The sequence below is a fragment of the Rathayibacter sp. VKM Ac-2835 genome, from assembly GCF_013266705.1.
Lineage (GTDB): Bacteria > Actinomycetota > Actinomycetes > Actinomycetales > Microbacteriaceae > Rathayibacter.
Genome location: NZ_JABSNQ010000002.1, coordinates 217,527 through 237,001, shown reverse-complemented (window position 1 = coordinate 237,001; position 19,475 = coordinate 217,527). Strand labels below are relative to the sequence as shown.

The window sequence follows — 19,475 nt, the reverse complement described above, 5'->3', positions numbered from 1 at the left end:
GGCGTACGGTCCTTGCCGTCCTCGCTCCGAGTTCTGTGAATCCGCTATGACCGTTGCGGCGGAATTGCCAGGACAGCGGACGGGAGCGCTCCGCCTTCGGGTGCTACTGCGAACGGAGCAGCCCGATCGGTCCGCCGGGACGACCGGTCGAGACGCCGCCTCCGCGAGGCTCTGATGACCGGAGCGAGACCGCTCCGGCCCTCGTCCGAGAGACCGTCACGAACGTCACAACTGGAGACCCCCTCATGCGCAAATCTGCAGCACTTCCCGCTCTCGCTACGACTGCTGCCTGCATCCTCCTCCTCGCGGGCTGTGCCTCGTCATCGAGCTCCTCCGAGCCGGCCGCGACCGCCGCTGCCGAGACGCACTGGTCGTACGCCGGCGCGTCCGGACCCGTGGGATGGGGGGCCCTCGACCCGGAGTTCGCATCCTGCGCCACCGGATCCCAGCAGTCCCCGGTCGACCTGACGGCCTCCTCCACCTCGGCCGGCGCGGACATCTCGATCACAACGAGCGACTCCGAGGGCGAGCTGGAGGACACCGGGCACACGGTCCAGGTCGTCGACGACGGTGCCGGATCTGTTGTCTCCTACAAGGGCTCGGAGTACGAACTCGTGCAGATGCACGTCCACACGCCGTCGGAGCACACCATCGATGGAGTCGCCGCCGACGCCGAGTTCCACTTCGTGCACCAGAACACTGCCGGCGAACGGCTCGTCCTCGGCGTCCTCGTTGTGGAGGGTGCCGAGTCCGCCGCCTACGACTCCTTCGCAGCGCATGCCGCCGAGACTGCGGAGTCGGATTCAGACGCGGATGTCGCAATCGATCTCGACGTGGCCGAACTCCTTCCGAGCTCCCTCGAGCACGCCGCCTATGAGGGCAGCTTGACGACTCCCCCGTGCACGGAGGGAGTGCAGTGGATCGTCTTCACCGAGCCGGTCAGTCTCTCGCCTGAGCAACTCGCAGATCTCGACTCGGCGCATCCGCACAACACCCGCCCGACGCAGCCCCTCGGTGACCGAGCCGTCACTCGCGGAGGGGGAACTCTCGACGCCGGATAGATGACCATTCGACTGAAGCCGCGGCGCGCTCAGCGCGGGTCTAGCCCTGTGGCAGCCTCGCGGAGTGGCTGAGCTTACGTCGGCAGCGGAGTCGTGAGCTTGACGAGCATGTGCAGGCGATCGCGTTGCGCGACCCCTAGTACCTCGCCGGCACGCAGGCTCTCGGGGGCTCGGCACCAACGTCCTGCCTCTCCTGCGGCTCCGAGGACGAGGTCGGGCGACGCTTCGGCGACGTGGCCGAGCGAGCGGTCTCTCCCGCGGACGCCGGGAGCCCGGCTTGAAGGCCCCCCGGTTCGCTCCCGACGCCCGTTCATCTCGAGCATCGAGGCCGCTTCTCGAAGAGCGGGTCTCGGCGTCCGGCAAAGGAACCCGACATCAGCTCAGCCGGCTCCGAGGGTGTGCGGGCAGCCGCGGAGGGCCGGGGATCGCGGTCGCCCGCACCGTCAGCGGCAAGATGCAGGCCGGACGGCGATGTAGTGCACTGGCGCTACGGTGCGGGAGAAGGTGGAGCAGCTCGGGTATTCGAAGCGTCGTGAGCGTATTCGAAGCGTCGTGAGCGCAGAAATGAGGGAGACCTTGAAGACCGGTAGCCATTCCTCTTGACTGAGGAGCATCGTCTCAACTCAAGGAGCGTCCGTGAAGCCGACCTATGTCTACCTACCAACCGATGACCTCACGAGATCCAGCCGGTTCTACCGCGAGACCCTTGGCCTTGAGGAGGTGTGGCGAGAGGGCGATGACACGGTCGCTTTCGCTCTACCGGAAGACGGACTGCAGCTGATGCTGTCGACGGCGCCGGGTGCTCAGGGCGTCATGTACAGAGTCCCCTCCGTGAAGCAGTTCCTCGACAGCCACGAGGGGATCGTCGTCGTCTCCGCGCCCGAAAGAATCCCCGGAGGTGTCGTCGTCGGTCTCGAGGACGCCTCGAGCAATGCCTTCTACGTCTTCGACCAGGTCGACCCGGTGACACTCGCCGACTCCTGAGCGCGGGGATGCTAACCCGCGAGGGGGCAGGGACGGCCGAATCCAAGTCGATGAGAATCGTTGCGATGTCGAGGGTTTCGCCAGGCTTGAACTGCTTCAGCCTCGGAGCTGGAATGAGGTCCGATGATGAACAGACTCGCCGACCCTGCCATGGACCCTTGAAGCAGACATTTCCGGCTCGCCGGTGTCGAGTACGTTCTGGCGGCCACGACGAGGAGCACCAGCCAGGTCAGGGTGTACCAGGCAGAACCGTGGGTCCGTCAGGTGCTCACGCTGTCGTGTCCCCTCGGGCAGTCGGCAGCCCGGCCACTCGGTGGAGGGCCCGCTTCTGATTCGCAGAAGCGTGGTGAAAGCCACCGAAAGAGCCGCAGTCGCCCAGAACGGCTCGCTCACCCCTTCCGCCCGCCTACGCGGATCACGGTCCGCAGCAGGAGCGCGGCGGAGAAGGCGAACCCGATCCCGCCGGCGAAGGCGAGAACTGTCTCCATCTCAGAACGAGCTTGAACCGTCAGCAGAAGCGCGCTCGCCACGAGACCCGCCGCTCCGATCGCGGCCATGACAGCGTGGTCGAGCATCCGCCACATCGTCGTGACGTCCTCCGGCTCCGAGAAGAGGCTGATGCGCGTCCGCAGCTCACCCCTGAGAAGGGTGCGCGCGAGGTCGTCCATCTCTCCCGGAAGCCGAGAAAGGACCGGGGCGAGACTGAGCGCTTCGTGTTGAAGGAACGCCTTGATGCTGCCGTGCTCGGCGAGCGGATTGACGGCGCCTGACCCGAATCGGGCCACTGCGCCGAGAAGGTCATAGCAGGGCGCTATGACCTCAAGGGTGCCGACCAGGGTGAACAGAGTGCGGAACAGAACGGTCACCGAGCGCGGGAGTGAGAGGCCGAAGTCGCGGAAGACGACGATGAGCTCGCCGATCACAGCGGTCTCGAGGCCGCCGTCGGGTCGAACCGCCTTGGAGAGCAGCCGAGCCAGTTCACGTTCGAGGGCTTCGACGTCGACTCGGCCGGTGGGGGTCCCGATCCGGAGGGCAGCCTGACGGACGAGGACGGGATCCTCTCGCTGCAGGCCGCGGAAGAGGTCGACGAGTCCGATCCGCTCGAAACGGTTCAGGCGACCGACGGCTCCGAAGTCGATCAGCGCCAGTCGTCCGTCGGGCTGAAGGAAGACGTTTCCGGCGTGCGGGTCGGCGTGGAATCTGCCTCCGTTCAGCATCTGCGTGATCACGAGGCTGAGAAGGGCGTCGGCGAGCTCGCGCCGACGCTCGACCGGCATCCCGTCGAACACCCCGGGAGTGCTGATGCTGCTCCCGGGAACGCGCTCCTGGACGAGCACACGCGACGTCGTGAATGCCTCGATGATCTCGGGCACAGTGATCGGAGCGTCGGCGTCGAGTGCCCGTCGGGTCTCCTTGCCGTTCTCCGCCTCGATCCGGAAGTCGAGCTCCTCCCGGGTGGACTCGGCGAACCCTGCTGCCAGCTCGCCGATGCCCAGCGGCTTCGCCCACTCCGTCCCCGACTCGAGACGGTTCGCGAGGCGGGCGAGAATGTCCAGATCGCGCTCCATCGACTCGGCGATGCCCGGTCGCTGGACCTTCACCACGACAGGACGTCCGTCCGGAAGCGTGGCGAAGTAGGTCTGACCGATCGAGGCAGAAGCGATCGGCGTCCTCTCGAATGCGGCGAAGGTGGCGTCGAGCGGCCCGAGCTCCTCGGTCAGCACGGCGATAGCCGCCTCCGGGTCTGCCACGGCCGCCTGGTCCTGAAGACGAGTGAGCTCGGCTGCGATCGACGGGGTCACGAGCTGCGGTTGGGAGGCCATCGCCTGCCCGAGCTTGACGAAGAGGCCACCAGATTGCTCGAGCGTCGATGCGAGGGCCCGCCCGAGTCGGGCGCTCTGACCCGGACCAGTGCCGATTCCGCCGAGCAGGCCCGCGCGGATGGCGTAGGTGCTGACCTGCACATAGCGCGTCGTCCTGCCGAGTCGGCGTCGCAGGGCGCGGACCGGCCGCGGGATTCGCAGTCCACGCGGTCGAGCCGGCGGACGGACGGAGAGCTCGAGGACCGTGAGCACCAGCATCGAGAGGGTCACGACCAGTCCGATCCCCAGCGGGTACCATTCGGGCCCGACGGTGAACGCATCGCCTGTGACGCCCTGGAGTATCCCGATCGCCGCGGCCTCACCCAGGACGATGGCTGTCGCGGTGATCGCCCAACGACCACTGTGGAAATCGAGCAGTCGACGGATGAGGAGAGATGCTCCGACGACGATGCCGGCAGAGATGAGCAAGAGCTGGATCACGGGCGGGCCTCCACAGCGGCGAATGGATGGAGAACGGTGGCTCGGCCGAGCCGTCGGGCACGTACGAGCATGCCGAAGCCGACGAAGAACGCCGCCGAACCGAGCACTGCCCCGCTGAGGCCGTTGTAGAAACTCGGATCGCCGTCGTAGGCGATCGACAGCAGCGCGGTCTGCGTCAGCACGAGAAGGATGAGCGCACCAGCCAGGCTGGTCAGCCGCACGGCTTCGACGTGCAGTGCCCGATCTCTGCGGGCAGCGACGACGCCGCACACTGCCATGACGAGTTCGACGAAGGTGATGGTGGCGACGATCAGCGCGGTCGCTGTGTCGAAGGGCTTGGAACGCTCGCCGCCCAGCAGCAGCGGGAGGCAGCTGACCACGAACAACGCCGAGAGGACGACGATCATCCAGCCGACCCTCCGATAGGACGTGAGCGCCAATACCCTGCTTTCCAGCGTCGGGTGGACGGCACGACTGGTCGACCGGTGCGATCGGAACGACATGGCTTTCGCACCCGCCGTTCCCAGAGCGAAGAGGATGCTGACGATGAGGAAGGCAGACGGCGCCGCGAACAGGACCGTCACCTTCCAACCGGCGACCACGAGGGTCGCCGGGATCGAGAGGGCGGCGACGTGCATTTTGCGGTCGATGGGGTCGGCCGCCACGCGTCGCACTGCCGTCGCGAGGGCTGCGCGTCGCGTCACAGCGGAGGTGCCCTGCGTTGTCTTGCTCGTCGGGGTCATCGCCACCTGTCCTCTCGGTCCTAGGACAGCGTGACAGCACGGTCATCGCTCCGTGTCGTCCCTGCGCAGTACACGGGGCTGCTGTGTCCGACGTGCTACTGCGCCTGGAGTGGTCGGGACGGTCCCGAAAGACGATTGTCGACTCCGCCTGGTCCGCGATGCTGTCTTCAGCGCTCGACCGGGCGCCCACTGTGAGAGGAACCCACCGTGACCGACTCGAGGACCGCGCCTCCCGTGAGACTCACCGAAGAGACTCTCGCTCAGCGCGAAGAGCGTGAGGCCAGAGCTTCCTTTCAGGAGCGGATTGACGGCGACTCCCGGCTGGTGCTGCCCCTGGTGGCGGTGATCTGCAGCGTGACCGCGGTGCTCAGCTTCGCGGGCTTCCGGCTGCTGATCAACGCTGCCGCCGTCCTCCTCTCCTGATCCGCCGGCCTTGCCGCTTCAGGGTCGGATGCCCCCCTGTACCGCGAGCGTGACGAGCTGAGCCCTATCCCTCGCGCCGACCTTCGTCATCGCCCTGTTCGCGTGCGTCTTGACGGTGAAGGGGGAGAGTAAGAGGCGCTGCGCGATCGCAGAGTTGTCGAGGCCGCTGACCACGAGCTCGACCACCTCCTTCTCCCTGGGAGTGAGCTGCGACAGGAGGCCCACCGCCTCCGGATCTTCCTCCGGCGCCCGCTCGGCTCTCGCGACCTGGCTCACGACCGCATCCACGGCGTCCTGCGATAGTGCGCGCCTCCCGTCGCGTGCGGCACGGATTCCGGCTGTCAACTCGTCCGGCCCGACCGCTTTGCCGAAGAATCCGTCGGCACCGGCCCGAACGGCGTGCAGGACGTTCTCGTCCTGATCGAAGGTCGTAAGAATGAGGATTCGCGGCGTCACCCCGAATTCCGCACGAATACGGCGAGTCGTCTCCACGCCGTCGATTCCTGGCATCCGCAGATCCATCAACACGACGTCAACGTCGTCAATAGTACGGAGCAGGGCGAGGGCGGCGAAGCCGTCGGCCGCCTCCGCCGCCACCTCGATCCCGTCCTGGGCATCGACGATCGTCCGGAGCCCCGTACGGATCATCTCCTGATCATCGACGATCATTACTCGGATCATGTGCTCTCTCCTCCTGTAACGGGCAGTTCGGCTCGGATCCAGAACAGCGGGCCCTCCTCCCCCGACTCCAGCGTGCCGCCGATCGATTCGGCTCGCTCCCTCATCCCGACCAGGCCGTTGCCCCCGCTCGGGAGGGAGCCGTCCGGACCCGGACCAGGAAGGTTCGCGACCTCGATCCGCAGCCGCGGGCCTGAGACCTCGGTGATCGACAGAAACACTCCTTCCCGCCCGTGTCGGCGCGCGTTGGTGAGTGACTCCTGAACGATGCGGTACACGGCCGAGCTGGTCACCGCCGGCAGGTCGCGGTCGAGTCCATCGATGCGCGCCTCGACCGCGACGCCCGCCTCACGGAACTCGGCGATCATTCGTGGCACGGCGCGGTGATCTGCTGTCGGCTGCAGCGATTCGCGGGATGTCTGCTCCACTCGCAGCACGGTCAGGATCTGCTGGGTCTCGTCGAGGACCTGGCGCAGTGCGGCCCGCGCTCGCACGAGGTCGCTACGGGTTCTCTCGGGATTGCCGCGCAAGTTCACTTCGGCGGAGCCCAGGTGCATGCTGACGACAGCGATCCGGTGGCCGACACTGTCGTGCAGATCGCGCGCGATACGGACCCGTTCCTGGGCGACGCTCCGGTCGACCGCGCTCTGACGGCCCAACTCCGCATCTACTGCGCGTTGCTCGAGCGCCGCGGCGTAGCGCGCATTGCTGTGGCTCGCGCTGCCGATCGCAGCGGTCACCAGCACTGCGAAGGGCGCGATCGAGACGCTGGGGTCGACGGACAGGTCGAGCGTCCCCGCCGACAGCCAGGCCGCGACGCCATTGGCAGGGGCGAGGACGGCACTTGTCGCGATCCAGGAAAAGCCGCGCAGTGTGAGGAGGAGTGCCACGAAGCAGCCCGTCGACCAGAGGCCCGTGGGATTGTTGCCGAAGGCGGCATCGATGATCGGACCGATGGCGACCAACGCGAGTGCCGTCCGGGGGTGCGCCGTCACGAGGGCGGCGAGCCCCGCGCCGGATGAGGCGACTCCGAGGTAGCCAGGAACCGGCGCGCCCAATGTCGCGAGGGTGGCGCCGGAGACCAGTACCGCTGACACCGCCACGACGAGGACACCGACCTCGACGGACCTGCGGGCTCGACCGCGGAGCGACGCCCGGGGGGCGGGCGCGGTGACGACTCGAGGCACCTGTTGAGCATGGCAGCCGCCGGGGCAGGGGAGGTACTACGCGGGCAGTAGTTGGAATAGCTCCGCCGGGAGGATCAGTGCCAGGTCCGGCCACGCGAGGGTGGAGTGCATCAGAGCCCGCGATCGCGGATCCCGTCGTACCAGGAGGAATCATGACCAGCACCGTCCCGACCCCGACGTCGGACTTCGTCACGCAGGAGTACTCGACGGTCCGGGCGCCCCGCGATCGCGAGCAGCTCTATCGCGACACCTACCGCGGGTTCGGGTGGCAGGTCGTGTCGGTGACGACCCCGATCGGCCAGCCGAGGTCCGTAGATCTCTCGCTCACCCGCGATCGCCGGGTGAGGAACCGACCGATGGTTCTCGAGCTGCAGCGAACGGCGGAAGCGGGCTTGCTCGGGATCGCGAAAGCGGAGCACTCGGTCGACGCGGTTCCACTGGCGGTGGCCGTCGGCGTCGGCATTGCGGGCAGTGCGCTTCTCGCCGCATCTGTCTTCCTGCTCGACGGGCCGTCGACCGTGCTGTCGATCGTGCTAGGCGTCCTCGGTCTTCTCGGATGGGCGCTCGGACTCCCGCTCCATCGTGTCGCGCGGGCAAGGAGGGCCCGACGGCTCCGCCCGATCATCGATCAGCGCTACGACGAGGTGCACGCTGCCGCCGAGACAGCTCATGCACTGATCTCGTGAGCCGATGCGCAGTAGGCGGCCGGTCGGTCTATCGGTGAGACGCAGGCGTGAGTCAGAGGCGGCCGAGGGTCGCAATGTCGTCGAGGAACTCGCTCGCGACCTGCGCAGAGACGGTTGTCCGTGTGGTCGCGATCGCGTCGAGGTACTCCTGCGTCGTCGGTCCCACGCGACGCTCGACCTCGACGTAGACGGCGCTTTCCAGTGCGGACTGCGAGGCTCTCCGGGCGGCGTACTCGATGTCAGCCGGCGAGAAGCCCTCCGTCCGGGCCGCGAGCAGGTCGATGTCAACCGTCCCGGCCGCGGTCTGCGGGATGTATCGCTCCCAGATCGCGGTCCGCGCGCCGACGTCGGGCAGGCCGATCGGAACGACGTAGTCGAATCGGCCGTGTCGGAGGAAGGCCGAGTCGAGCGAGCGGATGAAGTTGGTGGCGCAGATGAGCAGCCGGTCGGGCTGCTCGCGAAACGCCGGGATGATTTTCAAAAGCTCATTGGTGACCCCTTGAGTCGGGGACGGTGGTTCGCCCTGACGGTGCGAGGCGATCTCCTCGACCTCGTCGATGAACACGACCGCGCGCTCCAGTTCGGCGATCGTCGTGAACGTGTCGCGGAGGGCGCCTGCCAGACCTCCGGGAGCGGCAGCGAGACGGGAGGGGAAGACCTCCACGAACGACCATTCGAGCCGGGATGCGATGGCCTTGGCGAAGGTCGTCTTGCCGGTCCCGGGAGGGCCGAAGAGCACCACCGCGCGCGGAGGCGCGACACCGAACTGCTCGGCGAGTTCCGGCTGCGCGAGCGGCATCACCAGTCGTCGTTCGAGCATCTCTTTCTCGCTGGTCATTCCGCTCACCTCGTCCCAGAGCCCTCGCGGGAGGAGACGACCCCCGAGCTCTGCGAGCAGCTTCAACTCCTCACGCTGGACCGGAATACGGCGCTCGAAGTAGTGCAGGTTCTGTTTGAGCACGAAGCCCTGGTGGACGAAGGCGCCGGTCCTGGTCTCGGCGGCGGGCATCAGCGCCGACAGCACGGAGATGCCTTCAGGGGCCATCCGCGCCTCGAGCGCGGCTAGGAGCGAGGATCCGATCCCTTGGCCGCGGAGCTCCGGAGTCGTGCCCAGGAAGACGACCCAGCCCTGCGCGTGCGCGGTACGTCCGACAGCGGCGCCGACGACCTGATCGCCCACGACTGCGACCACAGCGTGGTCTTGAGCGCAAGAGGCGAGCACCTCGGCGAGGTTGTACACGGGCTCGACCTCGGGGCCGTTCACCTGCTCCCAGAGACGCAGGATGCGGTCGACGTCCTCCGGATGGTAGTCGCGGACGCGCCAGCCGCTCACGGGAGAAGCTCCCCACCGCGGGAGGACCGCTGGTCCTTCACGGAGGTCGCCTCGACCGCGCTGACGTGGAGCTGCGCACTAGCGAGGGGAGCAGCGGCCTCCCGGTTACCGTTCATCCGTTCAGGCTAGGAGCCCCGGTCGTCCAATGATCGAAGAGCCGCTGTCATAAACCGTGCTTCTTGATCACGGCGCGAAAAGCGGAGAGCGAGACAGGCGCGGGGCGGTCGGTCGATGAGCGCGGCGGAGGCAGCGACAAGCGATCTCGCGCTCGACAGTCCTGCTGTAGGGCTGAGATGCGGTAGACGTTCGCGCCGGTTGACATCCGTCCTCGGCCAGACCACGCTGAGTTGTATTAGCAAACACGCGTTCCCTCCAACAGAACATCCTTGAGAAGGATCGCATGACAGAGATGGTGAGGATCCACTTCGATGATGAAGAAACTGATTCCCGAGAACCACGAGGTGCGGCGATGAGCGGGGACGATCGAGTCGCGGTGGTCACCGGCGCGTCGGCCGGGATCGGCTTCTCGATCGCGGAGCGGCTGCTGGCGGACGGCTTCCGGGTCGCCATGATCAGCAGCAGCGAGGGGAGCGCCGCGGAGGCGGCGTCGACTCTCGACGCCGCAGGGACCCGAGCGCGCGGGTACCGAGCCGATGTGAAGGATCGGGCGCAGGTCGACCGCGCCATCGCCTCCGCCCGAGAGGAACTCGGTCCCATCTCAGTGATCGTCGCGAATGCTGCCGTCGCTCCCCAGAAGGCCTTCCTCGAGATGACCCAGGAGGAGTGGGAGAGCACGATCGCGATCAACCTCACCGGCACCTTCAACACAGTGCAGGCCGCCCTGGGTGACCTCGTCGAGCAGGGCTGGGGCAGGGTCGTTCTGATCTCCTCCTCGAGCGCGCAGCGCGGCTCGCCTCGGATGGCGCACTATGCGGCATCCAAGGGCGGTCAGATGGCACTGACCAAGGCGCTCGCTGTCGAGTTCGCCCGATCCGGTATCACGGTCAACACCGTCGTGCCGTCCTCGATCGAGTCGCGCAGTACCGCGCGGAAGCAGGCCGAGGGGACGATCCCGTCCTCGGAGGAGATGGGAAAGTTCATCCCCGTCGGACGGATGGGTCGGGGCGAGGACATTGCCGCCGCGGTCTCCTATCTCGCGGGCGATGGCGCCTCGTTCGTCACCGGCCAGGCGCTCAGCGTCAATGGTGGTTCGTTCATCGGCTGATCCGCTGAGCCGCGAGACACTCGTGGCCGCGCCCGAAGGACTGGGGCGCGGACGACGCCCTGCTCCAGTTCGGAGCAGGGCGTCGTCCTTGCGATCCCCTGAACATGCAGACCCGGAGGTGCGGGATCGACCTCCGCCGCACAGTTCTACTCAGCGGGCGGCCGGTCCTCGAGCACGATCGATCGACTCGGGCAAACCATCGCAGCTTCGCGAGCGGAGGCGATCTCGGCGTCCGAGACCGCTTCCTCTCGCAACGCGACGACCCAGCCGTCGTCGTCCTGGTCGAAGGCCTCCGGATCGGCGAAGACGCACTGCCCCGCCCCGATGCACGTCGCGCGGTTGACCGCGATGCGGACCCCGGTCACCACGTCACCGGCAGTTCGTAGACGCCGTAGTTGGGTCCGAACTCCTTGAAGCGGAGCTCGCTGAACGGGACCGCCAGGGCGAGTGACGGGATCCGCGCGAGGACCTGCTCGATCACGACCACCAGCTCGAGCCGCGCGAGGTTCTGACCGAGGCACTGGTGCGGTCCGAAGCCGAACGCCATGTGATTGCGCGATCCGCGCGAGAAGTCGATGCGATCCGGATCCGAGAAGACATCGGGATCGCGATTCGCCGTATGCGTGAGAGCGACCACCACGTCGCCCTGGTGGATGAGATGGCCGGCGAGCTCGACGTCCTCGATCGCGAGGCGCTGCCCGCCGACCTCGGCGATCGTGAAGTACCGCAGCAGCTCCTCGACGGCACCGGGGATCCGGTGGGGATCCTCGCGCAGCTGCTGCAGCAGGTCCGGCCGGTCGAGGAGGGTCGCGATAGAGAGGGAGATCATGTTCGCGGTCGTCTCGTGACCAGCAACGAGGAGCAGGAAGCCCAGTCCGACGGCCTCCTCCGGATCGGCTCCCGCGTCGAGCTGACGGCTGAGGATGTCGTCGCCCCGCTCGTGCACCCGGGCGTCGACCAGCGAGCTGATGTAGGTACGCAGGCTCACCATCGCGGTGAGCCTGTCCTCGTCGGACGCGAAGCGGTCGGTGACGGTGGCACTGCTCGTCTGGAAGAACTCGTGGTCGTCGTACGGCACTCCCAGCAGCTCGCCGATGACCAACGAGGGCACGGGGAGGGAGAGGGCCTCGACCAGATCGGCCGGCCGCTCGCCTGCGAGAAGCGCGTCGATCGCGGCCGAGACGATCTCCTCGACCCGCGGCCGCTTGGCGTTGATCTTCTTGACGGTGAACTCGTTCATGACCCGCCCGCGGGTCACGGTGTGCTCCGGCGGATCGATGGCGATGAGGGCGCCCTTGTGCGCTCCCGGCCGGTAGCCGCCGTGGCTGGGGTGCTGCGGGTGGGAGCGATCGGAGCTGAAGCGGACGTCGCCGAGCATGGCGCGCACATCGGCGTGCTTCGTGACGGCCCAGATCCTCTGGCCGTCGCCGACCTCGATGCAGCTGATCGGCGAGTCCCGCTGCAGCCGCAGATGCTCGACGGGCGGGTGGAGCGGATCGACGCGGCGCATCGAGAGGGCTTCGAACGTTGAGATCATCTGTGACTCCTGTGGTGTGGCGAACGTCTCTGGTCACGCAACCGTCGGCACTCAGTTTTGAGGACTGATGCTTAGAACTTCAGTCTAAGCATCCTGCCGATCGACGTCCATCCCGCGATGCGGGCCGGTGAGGGGAGAGCTCGACGGGGTCGAGCCGAGAGGACTGACGGGGTCAGAACAGCAGCAGCGGGTTGATGATCACGCCCGTCGACCGGTGGATCGCGGTCGGGGCCGCGATCAGCTGTCCGGTGTGCCGGCCGGCCGCGGCGAGGGCGCGCGCCGCGGGGCCCAGCAGGCTGTTGTCGATCAGGCAGAGGCCGATGGCCCAGATCAGGCCGTGCACCTCGAGCGCGTTGCGCTGGTTGCGCCTGGCGTCGTGGAAGTCCCACGACACGACTCCCGGATCGTGCGCGGCGATCCAGCGCGCTCCCGACTCCTCGATGCCGGGCCGGGGCCGCAGGACCGCGCCCGGCGTGTACCGGTTGCCCGCCTCTTCGAAGCGATCGCGGCCCTGGTAGATCAGGAGCGCGTCGCCCGGCTCGAGGGTCACGCCGGTTCGCTCGAGTGCCGCGTCGAGATCGTCGGACGTGACCGGATCCTCGGCCGTGACCCACTCGGAGCCGCGAACGGCGGGGATGTCGAGCAGGACGCCGCGGGTCGCGATGCCGTGCTGCGACCACGCGACCATGGTGTCCTCCTCGGTCTGCGAGGCGCTCGCCGGGATGCCGCCGTGCCACTCGCCGTCCGCTCCGATGTGGGCGAAGCCGTCCATGTGCGTGTTGTGGATCCCGTGGGCGTCGTAGCTGATGACGTCTCCGCCGTGCGTCCCCCGACCGTGGATCCCGACGCTGACCGTGAGGTCGACGCTGCCGTGGCCGTCAGGAAGCTCCGCGACAGCGAGCGCCTGCCACTGCTCCTTCTCCTCCCGCAGCACCTCCGCCAGCAGTGCCAGACGATCCGGTCGCGTCTCGATCTCCCGCTCGAGCGAGACGGCACGTCCGAGACGGACCTCGCGCGCGCCGCGCAGGCGGGCGGCCTCGTCGATGAGGTCGACCGAGCCCCGGCACCTCACTCCGTCGCGGTGCCGGGACGCGGCGTGCGCGGCCTCGATCTCGCGGAGCCACGGCGCCATCGGGTCGGGACCGGTCACGGATCGCTCGGGCGTCTGCACTGTCATGTCGTCTTCTCTCTGAGAGCGGATCGGGAGTGGCACCGCCGGACGGCGGGAGGGTCAGTCGAGGGCGTAGTGGCAGGCGGCGTACTGCCCGGGACGGATCTCCCGCATCACCGGCTCCTCCACTGCACAGCGATCCTGCGCGATCGGGCACCGGGCGCGGAACCGGCAGCCCGAGGGAGGGGCGAGTGGCGAGGGCAGATCCCCGGTGAGAGCGGGGCCGGCGAACCCGCCCTCGCTCTCGGGAGAGGGCACCGAGTCGAGCAGACCGCGCGTGTAGGGGTGCGCGGGGCGGTCGTAGACCTGGCCCGCGTCGCCGAACTCGCACGTCTTGCCCAGGTACATCACCAGCACGTTGTCGCTGAAGGTCCGCACCACCCCGAGGTCGTGGGCGATGAACACGATCGTCAGATCGTAGGTGCGCTTGAGCTCCTCCAGCAGATTGAGGATCTGCGCCTGCACCGAGACGTCGAGCGCGGAGACCGGCTCGTCGCAGATGAGGAGGCCCGGGCGGATGGCCAGGGCCCGGCCGATGGCCACTCGCTGGGCCTGTCCGCCGGAGAGCTGCCGCGGGAGCATCTCCGCGAAGCGCTCGCTCGGCAGGCCCACCTGGTCGAGCAGCTGGGGAGCGAGCGCCGCCCGCTCCTTCGCCGATGTCCCGGCGACGCTCATCCCCTCGGTGACGATGTCCTTGACCTTCCGGCGCGGGTTCAGCGATCCGATCGGATCCTGGAAGATCATCTGCATCTCGCGCCGGAGCTCGCGCATCCGGACGTGCGACGCGTCCTCGATGACGTCGTCGCCGAAGCGCACGTGCCCCGCCGCGATCGGATCCAGGCGCAGCACCGCGCGGCCGGTGGTGGACTTGCCGCATCCGGATTCGCCGACGATGCCGAGAGTCTCTCCGGGCAGCAGGTCGAAGCTCACGCCGGCGACCGCCGCGAAGGTGCCTCCGGCCGTGTGGTACTCGACCTCGAGGCCGTCCACGGAGAGGATCGCGGCGTCTCCGCGCAGATGGGCGTTCCCGCTACCGGCCAACGAGCTCACCCTCCTCCACGGCGACGGGGTGGAGGCACGCGACCGAGTGGGCATCGGCGACGCGCCGCATCGGCGGTTGACCCGTCGTGCACTCCTCCGAGGCCGCCGCGCAGCGCGGCGCGAACCGGCACCCGCTCGGCGGATCCGTCGGCGAGGGCAGGGATCCGGGGATGACGAGGAGCGGGGCGTGCCGCGGGTGCTCGACGCTCGGGGTCGCTCCGAGCAGAGCCGCCGTGTAACGGTGCCGCGGATCGGCGAAGAGATCGCGACTGCGCCCCTCCTCCGCCAGGCGTCCGGCGTACATGACGGCCGTCCGGTCGGTGCGTCCGGCGACGACGTGGAGATCGTGGGAGATGAGGATGAGCGACATTCCGCGCTCGCGCTGCACCCGGCGCAGCAGGTCGAGGACCTGGCGCTGGATCGTTACGTCGAGCGCCGTCGTCGGCTCGTCCGCGATCAGCAGATCCGGTTCGCAGGCGAGGGCGATCGCGATCATCACGCGCTGCCGCATCCCGCCCGAGAGCTCGTGCGGGTAGGCCCGCAGCCGGCGCTCCGGGTCGGGCACGCCCACCTCGTTGAGGAGGGCGAGCGCCCGGGTGCGGGCCTCGGAGCGGGAGACGCCGAGGTGGTGCCGCATCCCCTCCGTCAGCTGACGTTCGACCCGGACCACTGGGTTGAGGGAGCGGCCCGGATCCTGGAAGACCATCGAGATCTGCTTCCCCCAGACCGTCTGCAGCTCCTTCTTCGACAGGGTCAGGAGTTCACGGCCCTGGAACAGGACCTGGCCCGTCCGGGCCGAACGAGCGGGCATCAGGCCCATCACGGCGCGCGCCATCACCGACTTCCCCGATCCGGACTCGCCGACCACGCCCAGCGCCTCGCCGCGCTCGACGTCGAACGAGACGCCGTCCACCGCGCGGACGACGCCGCGGGGCGAACCGATGTAAGCGTGGAGGTCGTGCACCTCCAGCAGTGTTCTTTCACTCATACTCGCGTGCTCCTCGTAGTGGTCGGGAGGGGGAGGGGCGCCGCGGAACGGATCGCGGCGCCCCGGTCGTCACTGCTGCAGCCAGAGGTCCGCGGCGGGCGGCGTGGTGTAGCCGTAGACGTCCACTCCCCCGACCGCATCCGTCGTGACCGCCGAGAACGCCGAGTGCGAGTAGAGGAGGTACGGCTGGAGGGCGATGTAGCGCTCCTGGACGATCTTCCACTGCGCCTTCTGCTCCTCCACATCGGCCGTCTCGAACTGCGCATCGAGCGCGGCGTCCATCTCCGGGTCGCTGAAGCGGGAGTAGTTCGTGCGGTCGGCCTTGCTCGAGAACTGTCCCCAGAGCCGCGACCCGGGATCGACGAACGCCACCGACGATGTCAACGACTGGTAATCACCAGTCGTGCCGACGACGCCCTGCTGCGACGTGTCCCGCTGGTCCGCCGTGACCGTGACGTTGTCGTACGCCTTGAGCTGCGACTGCAGCGCGTCGAACACGCGAGTCGCGTTGCCGGGGAACACGGTGTACTGGAAGTCGAGCGGCTTGCCCTCGGCGGCCAGCTCGTCGAAGAGCTCCTGCGCCTTCTCGGGGTCGTAGGTGTGCAGCGGGAGGTCCTCGAAGAACGGGGAGTCCTCGTTGAAGAGCGTCTCGGGTGCGGTGTCGGCACCGTTCGAGACGGAGTCCGCGATCTTGTCGAGGTCGAGCGCGTAGGACACGGCCTGACGGGCACGGACGTCGTCGAACGGCGGCTTCGCCTCGTTGAACATGATCCCGACACCGCCGTTGAGGATGTACGTGTGGTCGATGAAGCCGGCCGATTCCGCCTGGCTGATCGTGCTGCGGTCGCTGGTCATGATGAGGTCGCTCTCGCCGGAGAGCAGCGAGTTCATCCTCTGGGTCTCGTCCGTCACCCCCTGGATCTCGAGCGAGTCGAGGTACGGCTTCGGAGCGTCGTAGTAGTCCGGGTTCTTCTTCAGGGTGAGCAGCCCGTTCGGCGTCCAGCTGTCCAGGACGAACGGTCCCGCGCCGACCGGGTTCTTGTTGAACTCGTTCTGGCCCTTCTCCAGGGCGGTCGGCGAGGCGATCCACTGCAGAGCGTAGATCGGGAAAAGACCCTCCAGCCCGGGGGTGGGGACCACCATCGTGAGCTTCGCGGTCGTCTCGTCGACGACGTCGATGTGGTCGATCTGGCTCGCGATGCCGGCGCTGGCGGAGCCGAACTGCGGGTCCTTCATCCGGTCCCAGTTGTACTTCAGCGCCGCGGCGTCGAACGCCGTCCCGTCGGTGAAGGTCATCCCGGGTCGCGTCGTCACGGTCCAGGTCGCCCCGCCGTCCTCGGTGTCGAAGGACTGGCACAGCCCGCAGGTGTAGCCGCCCGTCTCGGGGTCGGCGATGATGAAGCGGCCGTAGAGCGCGGTGTAGGTGATCGGCATCGACGCCGAGCTGAACACCTGGACCGGGTCGAAGCCCGTGGGCTGGGCCACTTCGAGGACCCGCAGCGTGCCCCCCGAGACGGGCTCGCCGGCGGAGCCGCCCGCCGTGGGGCTGCCGGAGCCTTCGCCGTCCGCGGCGCAGCCGCCGATGGCGAGGACGACTGCTGTCGCGAGGGCGACGATGAGGGATCTCTTCTTTGAAATCACGATGTCTGTTCCTTGACTCTCTCGGTGTGGGTGGTGCGAAGGGTTCCGCAAGGCGCCGGCGGAGCGGCCGCCGGGCCTTCGGGATCGGTGCGTGCTCAGTCCTGCTGGGTGCGGTCGAAACGACCGCGGAGGTGCTCGCCCGCCTGGTTCAGGGCGAAGACGGTCAGGAAGAGGACGGTGGCGGGGACGAAGACCATGTAAGGGGTGGTCCTCAGTTGCGCCGCACCCTCGTTGACCAGCCCGCCCCAGCTCGGAGTGGGCGGCGGGATCCCGAGGCCGAGGAAGCTCAGCGAGCCCTCGGCGACGATCAGGGCGGCGATGATGAGCGGCAGGTAGGCCGCCAGCGCCGGTGCGACGTTCGGCAGGATCTCGCGCACGAGGATCCGGCCGCTCGAGGCGCCCATGTTGCGCGCGGCCCGGACGAACTCCCGGTTGGCCCAGGACATCGTGGATGCCCGGGCGAGCCGGATGAAGGTGGGGGCGCTGGAGAGAGCGAGACCCGCCACGAGGACCGGGACGCTCGGGGAGAGGATCGCGGTGATGGCCAGGAGGAGGACGAGCACCGGGAAGGAGAGCAGGACATCGGCGACGAGGGTGATGATCCAGTCGGCGACGCCGCGGAAGTAGCCGGCGATCATGCCGAGCGCGGCGCCGACGACGGCCCCGGTGACTCCCGCGACGGTTCCGACGACGAGCGAGACCTGGGCGCCGTAGATGACACGGACCAGGAGGGACCGGCCGGAGCCGTCCGTGCCGAGCAGCTCGGGGACGGAGCCGAGCCCGGGCGGCTGACGCGGAGGCCCGACGACGACGTCGTAGGCGGGGAGCGGCAGCACGGGGGCGGTCACGGCGAGGAGGACGATGACGGCCAGCCACACGTAGGAGGCGACGACCAGGACGGAGAAGGTCTTCCGGGCGGGCGCCACCCTCGGGATCCCGCTCGGGACGGACCGCCCGCGACGGGCGGGGATGGTCCGGAGGCTGCTGGTGGGGATCATGCGGCGACCTTCTGCTTCGAGGGAGTGACGGCGGCCGTCCGGCGGACCCGTGGCGCTCGACGCACCCGCGGATCGACCAGCCCGTAACTGATGTCGACGAGCGCGTTCACGACGACGAAGACGATCGCGATGAACGCGACGGCGCCCTGGACGGCGATGACATCGCGCTGGGCGATCGACTGCGCGATGTACTGCCCGATTCCCGGGAGGACGAAGAGCGTCTCGACGATGACGGTCCCGCCGATCAGGCGCGCGAGACTGAGGCCCGAGACCGTGAGCAGCGAGAACGAGGAGGGCCGGAACGCGTGCCGGAACATCACGTAGGCGCGTCCCATCCCCTTCGCTCGCGCGGCCGCCACGAAGTCCTCGCGCAGCGTGCCGACCAGATCGCCGCGCAGGACGCGGTGGAAGGCGGCGATCTCGACGAGGCCTGCGGCGAGGGCGGGGAGCAGGGCACTGCGCAGGTTCGGCAGGAGGCCCTCGGACAGCGGGGTCCAGCCCAGGGCGGGCAGTGCCTTCAGGACGATCGCGAAGACGAAGATCAGGATCGGCGCCGCGACGAACGTGGGCACGGAGAGCAGGATCGAGGTGAGGGCGTTGATGGTGCGGTCGACCGGGCCGTTCGGCGTGGACGCCGACAGTACGGCGAGGATCACGGCGACCACGAGCGCGATGACCAGGCCCAGCACCGCGATCTCGAGGGTGACCGGAACCCGTTCGAGGATCGACTGCGTCACCGGACGCTGAGTGATCGGGGACGTGCCCAGATCCCCCTGCAGCGCATGCCACACCCAGTCGCCGTATTGCACGAGGAGCGGCCGATCGAGGCCGAGGCTGCGGTTCAGCTCGGCGACCGCCTCCGGCGTCGCCTCCTCGCCGAGGACGACCTGCGCGACGGATCCGGGCGTCAGGCTGAGCAGCAGGCTCACCCCGAAGGTGACCAGGACGATCACGAGGACCGCGTACCCCGCGCGGCGGAGGCCGGCGACGACCCCGTTACGCACGAGGGGACCCGCCCTGGAACGAGCGGATCGGGAGACCCGCGCGGCGCGGGGTACGGGTATCGCTCATGTCGACTCCTTCGTCGTGCGAGCTGCTGGTTCCCCGCCGCAACGAGCGGGGCGGGAGGCGAGGGACGGGATCCGCATCATCGCGGTCGCCCAGCAGAGTGGTAGGCGTGATTCCGGCGAAAGGCCGTTCTGTCTAAGAGAACGTCTGTTGCGTACATTGCTACGGGAGGATTGTGCACAGAGCCTCCCATGTTTGTCAACGCATCCTCCGCGAGCCGGAGTCGCAACGCGGCGGGCCGATGGCCGGGCAGACGATCCTGCGATTGACAGCGGTCGCGGTCAGGCCCACACTGATCCTGTTGTACAGATCAGTTGTTCCTCACAACAGAACGCTGATGCACACCCGACACGATGACGAGTCCGGAGAGTGACCGCCGATGACCACCGCATCGTCCGGAGCGTGCCG

The 19,475-nt window shown here is 68.3% G+C and carries 18 protein-coding genes; 5 read left to right on the top strand and 13 right to left on the bottom strand.

Features of this window, described 5'->3' with window-relative positions:
* Positions 1-245: 245 nt before the first annotated feature.
* Positions 246-1,061, top strand: a complete 816-nt coding sequence (locus tag HRK28_RS09030) for a carbonic anhydrase (protein WP_173251180.1) — start codon at positions 246-248, stop codon at positions 1,059-1,061.
* Between the two features lie 636 nt (positions 1,062-1,697).
* Positions 1,698-2,045 (top strand): VOC family protein, encoded by a 348-nt coding sequence (locus HRK28_RS09025; RefSeq protein ID WP_173251179.1) that lies wholly within the window; start codon positions 1,698-1,700, stop codon positions 2,043-2,045.
* A gap of 389 nt (positions 2,046-2,434) precedes the next feature.
* Here HRK28_RS09025 and HRK28_RS09020 read toward each other — a convergent pair whose 3' ends face one another.
* Both HRK28_RS09020 and HRK28_RS19755 read right to left on the bottom strand, forming a co-directional pair.
* Positions 2,435-4,348 (bottom strand): AarF/UbiB family protein, encoded by a 1,914-nt coding sequence (locus HRK28_RS09020; RefSeq protein WP_217274624.1) that lies wholly within the window; start codon positions 4,346-4,348, stop codon positions 2,435-2,437.
* Positions 4,345-5,091 (bottom strand): hypothetical protein, encoded by a 747-nt coding sequence (locus tag HRK28_RS19755; RefSeq protein ID WP_217274623.1) that lies wholly within the window; start codon positions 5,089-5,091, stop codon positions 4,345-4,347. Before HRK28_RS19755 ends, HRK28_RS09020 begins: the two co-directional genes overlap by 4 nt.
* Before the next feature lie 207 nt (positions 5,092-5,298).
* Here HRK28_RS19755 and HRK28_RS09015 point away from each other — a divergent pair, with 207 nt between their 5' ends.
* Complete coding sequence (locus tag HRK28_RS09015) at positions 5,299-5,514, top strand: hypothetical protein (RefSeq protein WP_173251177.1); 216 nt, start codon at positions 5,299-5,301, stop codon at positions 5,512-5,514.
* 18 nt (positions 5,515-5,532) lie between these two features.
* Here the strand turns inward: HRK28_RS09015 and HRK28_RS09010 are convergent, their stop codons facing one another.
* A complete protein-coding gene (locus HRK28_RS09010; protein WP_173251176.1) occupies positions 5,533-6,195 on the bottom strand; it encodes a response regulator transcription factor in 663 nt (220 codons plus the stop codon).
* Positions 6,192-7,295 carry a sensor histidine kinase gene (locus HRK28_RS20780; protein ID WP_173251175.1) on the bottom strand — a complete coding sequence of 368 codons (1,104 nt, stop codon included), beginning with the start codon at positions 7,293-7,295 and terminating at the stop codon, positions 6,192-6,194. Before HRK28_RS20780 ends, HRK28_RS09010 begins: the two co-directional genes overlap by 4 nt.
* Positions 7,296-7,531: 236 nt before the next feature.
* On the opposite strand from HRK28_RS20780, the gene HRK28_RS09000 reads away from it, so the two are divergent.
* Positions 7,532-8,065, top strand: coding sequence for a hypothetical protein (locus HRK28_RS09000; protein WP_173251174.1), 534 nt, complete (start codon positions 7,532-7,534; stop codon positions 8,063-8,065).
* Positions 8,066-8,117: 52 nt separating this feature from the next.
* On the opposite strand, the gene HRK28_RS08995 is transcribed toward HRK28_RS09000, so the two are convergent.
* Entirely contained in the window at positions 8,118-9,398 is a 1,281-nt protein-coding gene (locus HRK28_RS08995; protein WP_173251173.1) for a GNAT family N-acetyltransferase, read from the bottom strand.
* 400 nt (positions 9,399-9,798) lie between these two features.
* Between HRK28_RS08995 and HRK28_RS08990 the strand changes: the two genes are divergently transcribed.
* Positions 9,799-10,623 carry an SDR family oxidoreductase gene (locus HRK28_RS08990; RefSeq protein ID WP_367948378.1) on the top strand — a complete coding sequence of 275 codons (825 nt, stop codon included), beginning with the start codon at positions 9,799-9,801 and terminating at the stop codon, positions 10,621-10,623.
* Positions 10,624-10,769: 146 nt separating this feature from the next.
* Here HRK28_RS08990 and HRK28_RS08985 read toward each other — a convergent pair whose 3' ends face one another.
* The 8 genes from HRK28_RS08985 to HRK28_RS08950 form a co-directional block, all read right to left on the bottom strand.
* The gene (locus tag HRK28_RS08985; RefSeq protein WP_217274622.1) at positions 10,770-10,988 is read right to left on the bottom strand and encodes a ferredoxin; all 219 of its coding nucleotides are present in this window, start codon (positions 10,986-10,988) and stop codon (positions 10,770-10,772) included.
* On the bottom strand, positions 10,985-12,160 hold the full coding sequence (locus tag HRK28_RS08980; RefSeq protein ID WP_173251171.1) for a cytochrome P450: 1,176 nt from the start codon (positions 12,158-12,160) through the stop codon (positions 10,985-10,987). Before HRK28_RS08980 ends, HRK28_RS08985 begins: the two co-directional genes overlap by 4 nt.
* Positions 12,161-12,332: 172 nt before the next feature.
* Positions 12,333-13,337, bottom strand: a complete 1,005-nt coding sequence (locus HRK28_RS08975; protein WP_173251170.1) for a cyclase family protein — start codon at positions 13,335-13,337, stop codon at positions 12,333-12,335.
* A gap of 54 nt (positions 13,338-13,391) precedes the next feature.
* Entirely contained in the window at positions 13,392-14,372 is a 981-nt protein-coding gene (locus tag HRK28_RS08970) for an ABC transporter ATP-binding protein (protein ID WP_173251169.1), read from the bottom strand.
* Entirely contained in the window at positions 14,362-15,360 is a 999-nt protein-coding gene (locus HRK28_RS08965) for an ABC transporter ATP-binding protein (RefSeq protein WP_173251168.1), read from the bottom strand. The genes HRK28_RS08970 and HRK28_RS08965 overlap by 11 nt, the downstream gene beginning before the upstream one ends.
* Positions 15,361-15,429: 69 nt before the next feature.
* Complete coding sequence (locus tag HRK28_RS08960; RefSeq protein WP_173251167.1) at positions 15,430-17,001, bottom strand: ABC transporter substrate-binding protein; 1,572 nt, start codon at positions 16,999-17,001, stop codon at positions 15,430-15,432.
* A 95-nt stretch (positions 17,002-17,096) separates the two neighbouring features.
* A complete protein-coding gene (locus HRK28_RS08955) occupies positions 17,097-17,999 on the bottom strand; it encodes an ABC transporter permease (RefSeq protein WP_173251166.1) in 903 nt (300 codons plus the stop codon).
* A complete protein-coding gene (locus HRK28_RS08950; protein ID WP_173251165.1) occupies positions 17,996-19,003 on the bottom strand; it encodes an ABC transporter permease in 1,008 nt (335 codons plus the stop codon). Before HRK28_RS08950 ends, HRK28_RS08955 begins: the two co-directional genes overlap by 4 nt.
* Positions 19,004-19,475 lie beyond the last annotated feature (472 nt).

Bases quoted from the DNA above. Each gene is read 5' to 3' on its own strand.
- HRK28_RS09030 (WP_173251180.1), top strand. From the start codon at position 246: ATGCGCAAATCTGCAGCACTTCCCGCTCTCGCTACGACTGCTGCCTGC.
- HRK28_RS19755 (WP_217274623.1), bottom strand. From the start codon at position 5,091: ATGACCCCGACGAGCAAGACAACGCAGGGCACCTCCGCTGTGACGCGA.
- HRK28_RS09010 (WP_173251176.1), bottom strand. From the start codon at position 6,195: ATGATCCGAGTAATGATCGTCGATGATCAGGAGATGATCCGTACGGGG.
- HRK28_RS09000 (WP_173251174.1), top strand. From the start codon at position 7,532: ATGACCAGCACCGTCCCGACCCCGACGTCGGACTTCGTCACGCAGGAG.
- HRK28_RS08990 (WP_367948378.1), top strand. From the start codon at position 9,799: ATGACAGAGATGGTGAGGATCCACTTCGATGATGAAGAAACTGATTCC.
- HRK28_RS08980 (WP_173251171.1), bottom strand. From the start codon at position 12,160: ATGATCTCAACGTTCGAAGCCCTCTCGATGCGCCGCGTCGATCCGCTC.
- HRK28_RS08975 (WP_173251170.1), bottom strand. From the start codon at position 13,337: ATGACAGTGCAGACGCCCGAGCGATCCGTGACCGGTCCCGACCCGATG.
- HRK28_RS08965 (WP_173251168.1), bottom strand. From the start codon at position 15,360: ATGAGTGAAAGAACACTGCTGGAGGTGCACGACCTCCACGCTTACATC.
- HRK28_RS08955 (WP_173251166.1), bottom strand. From the start codon at position 17,999: ATGATCCCCACCAGCAGCCTCCGGACCATCCCCGCCCGTCGCGGGCGG.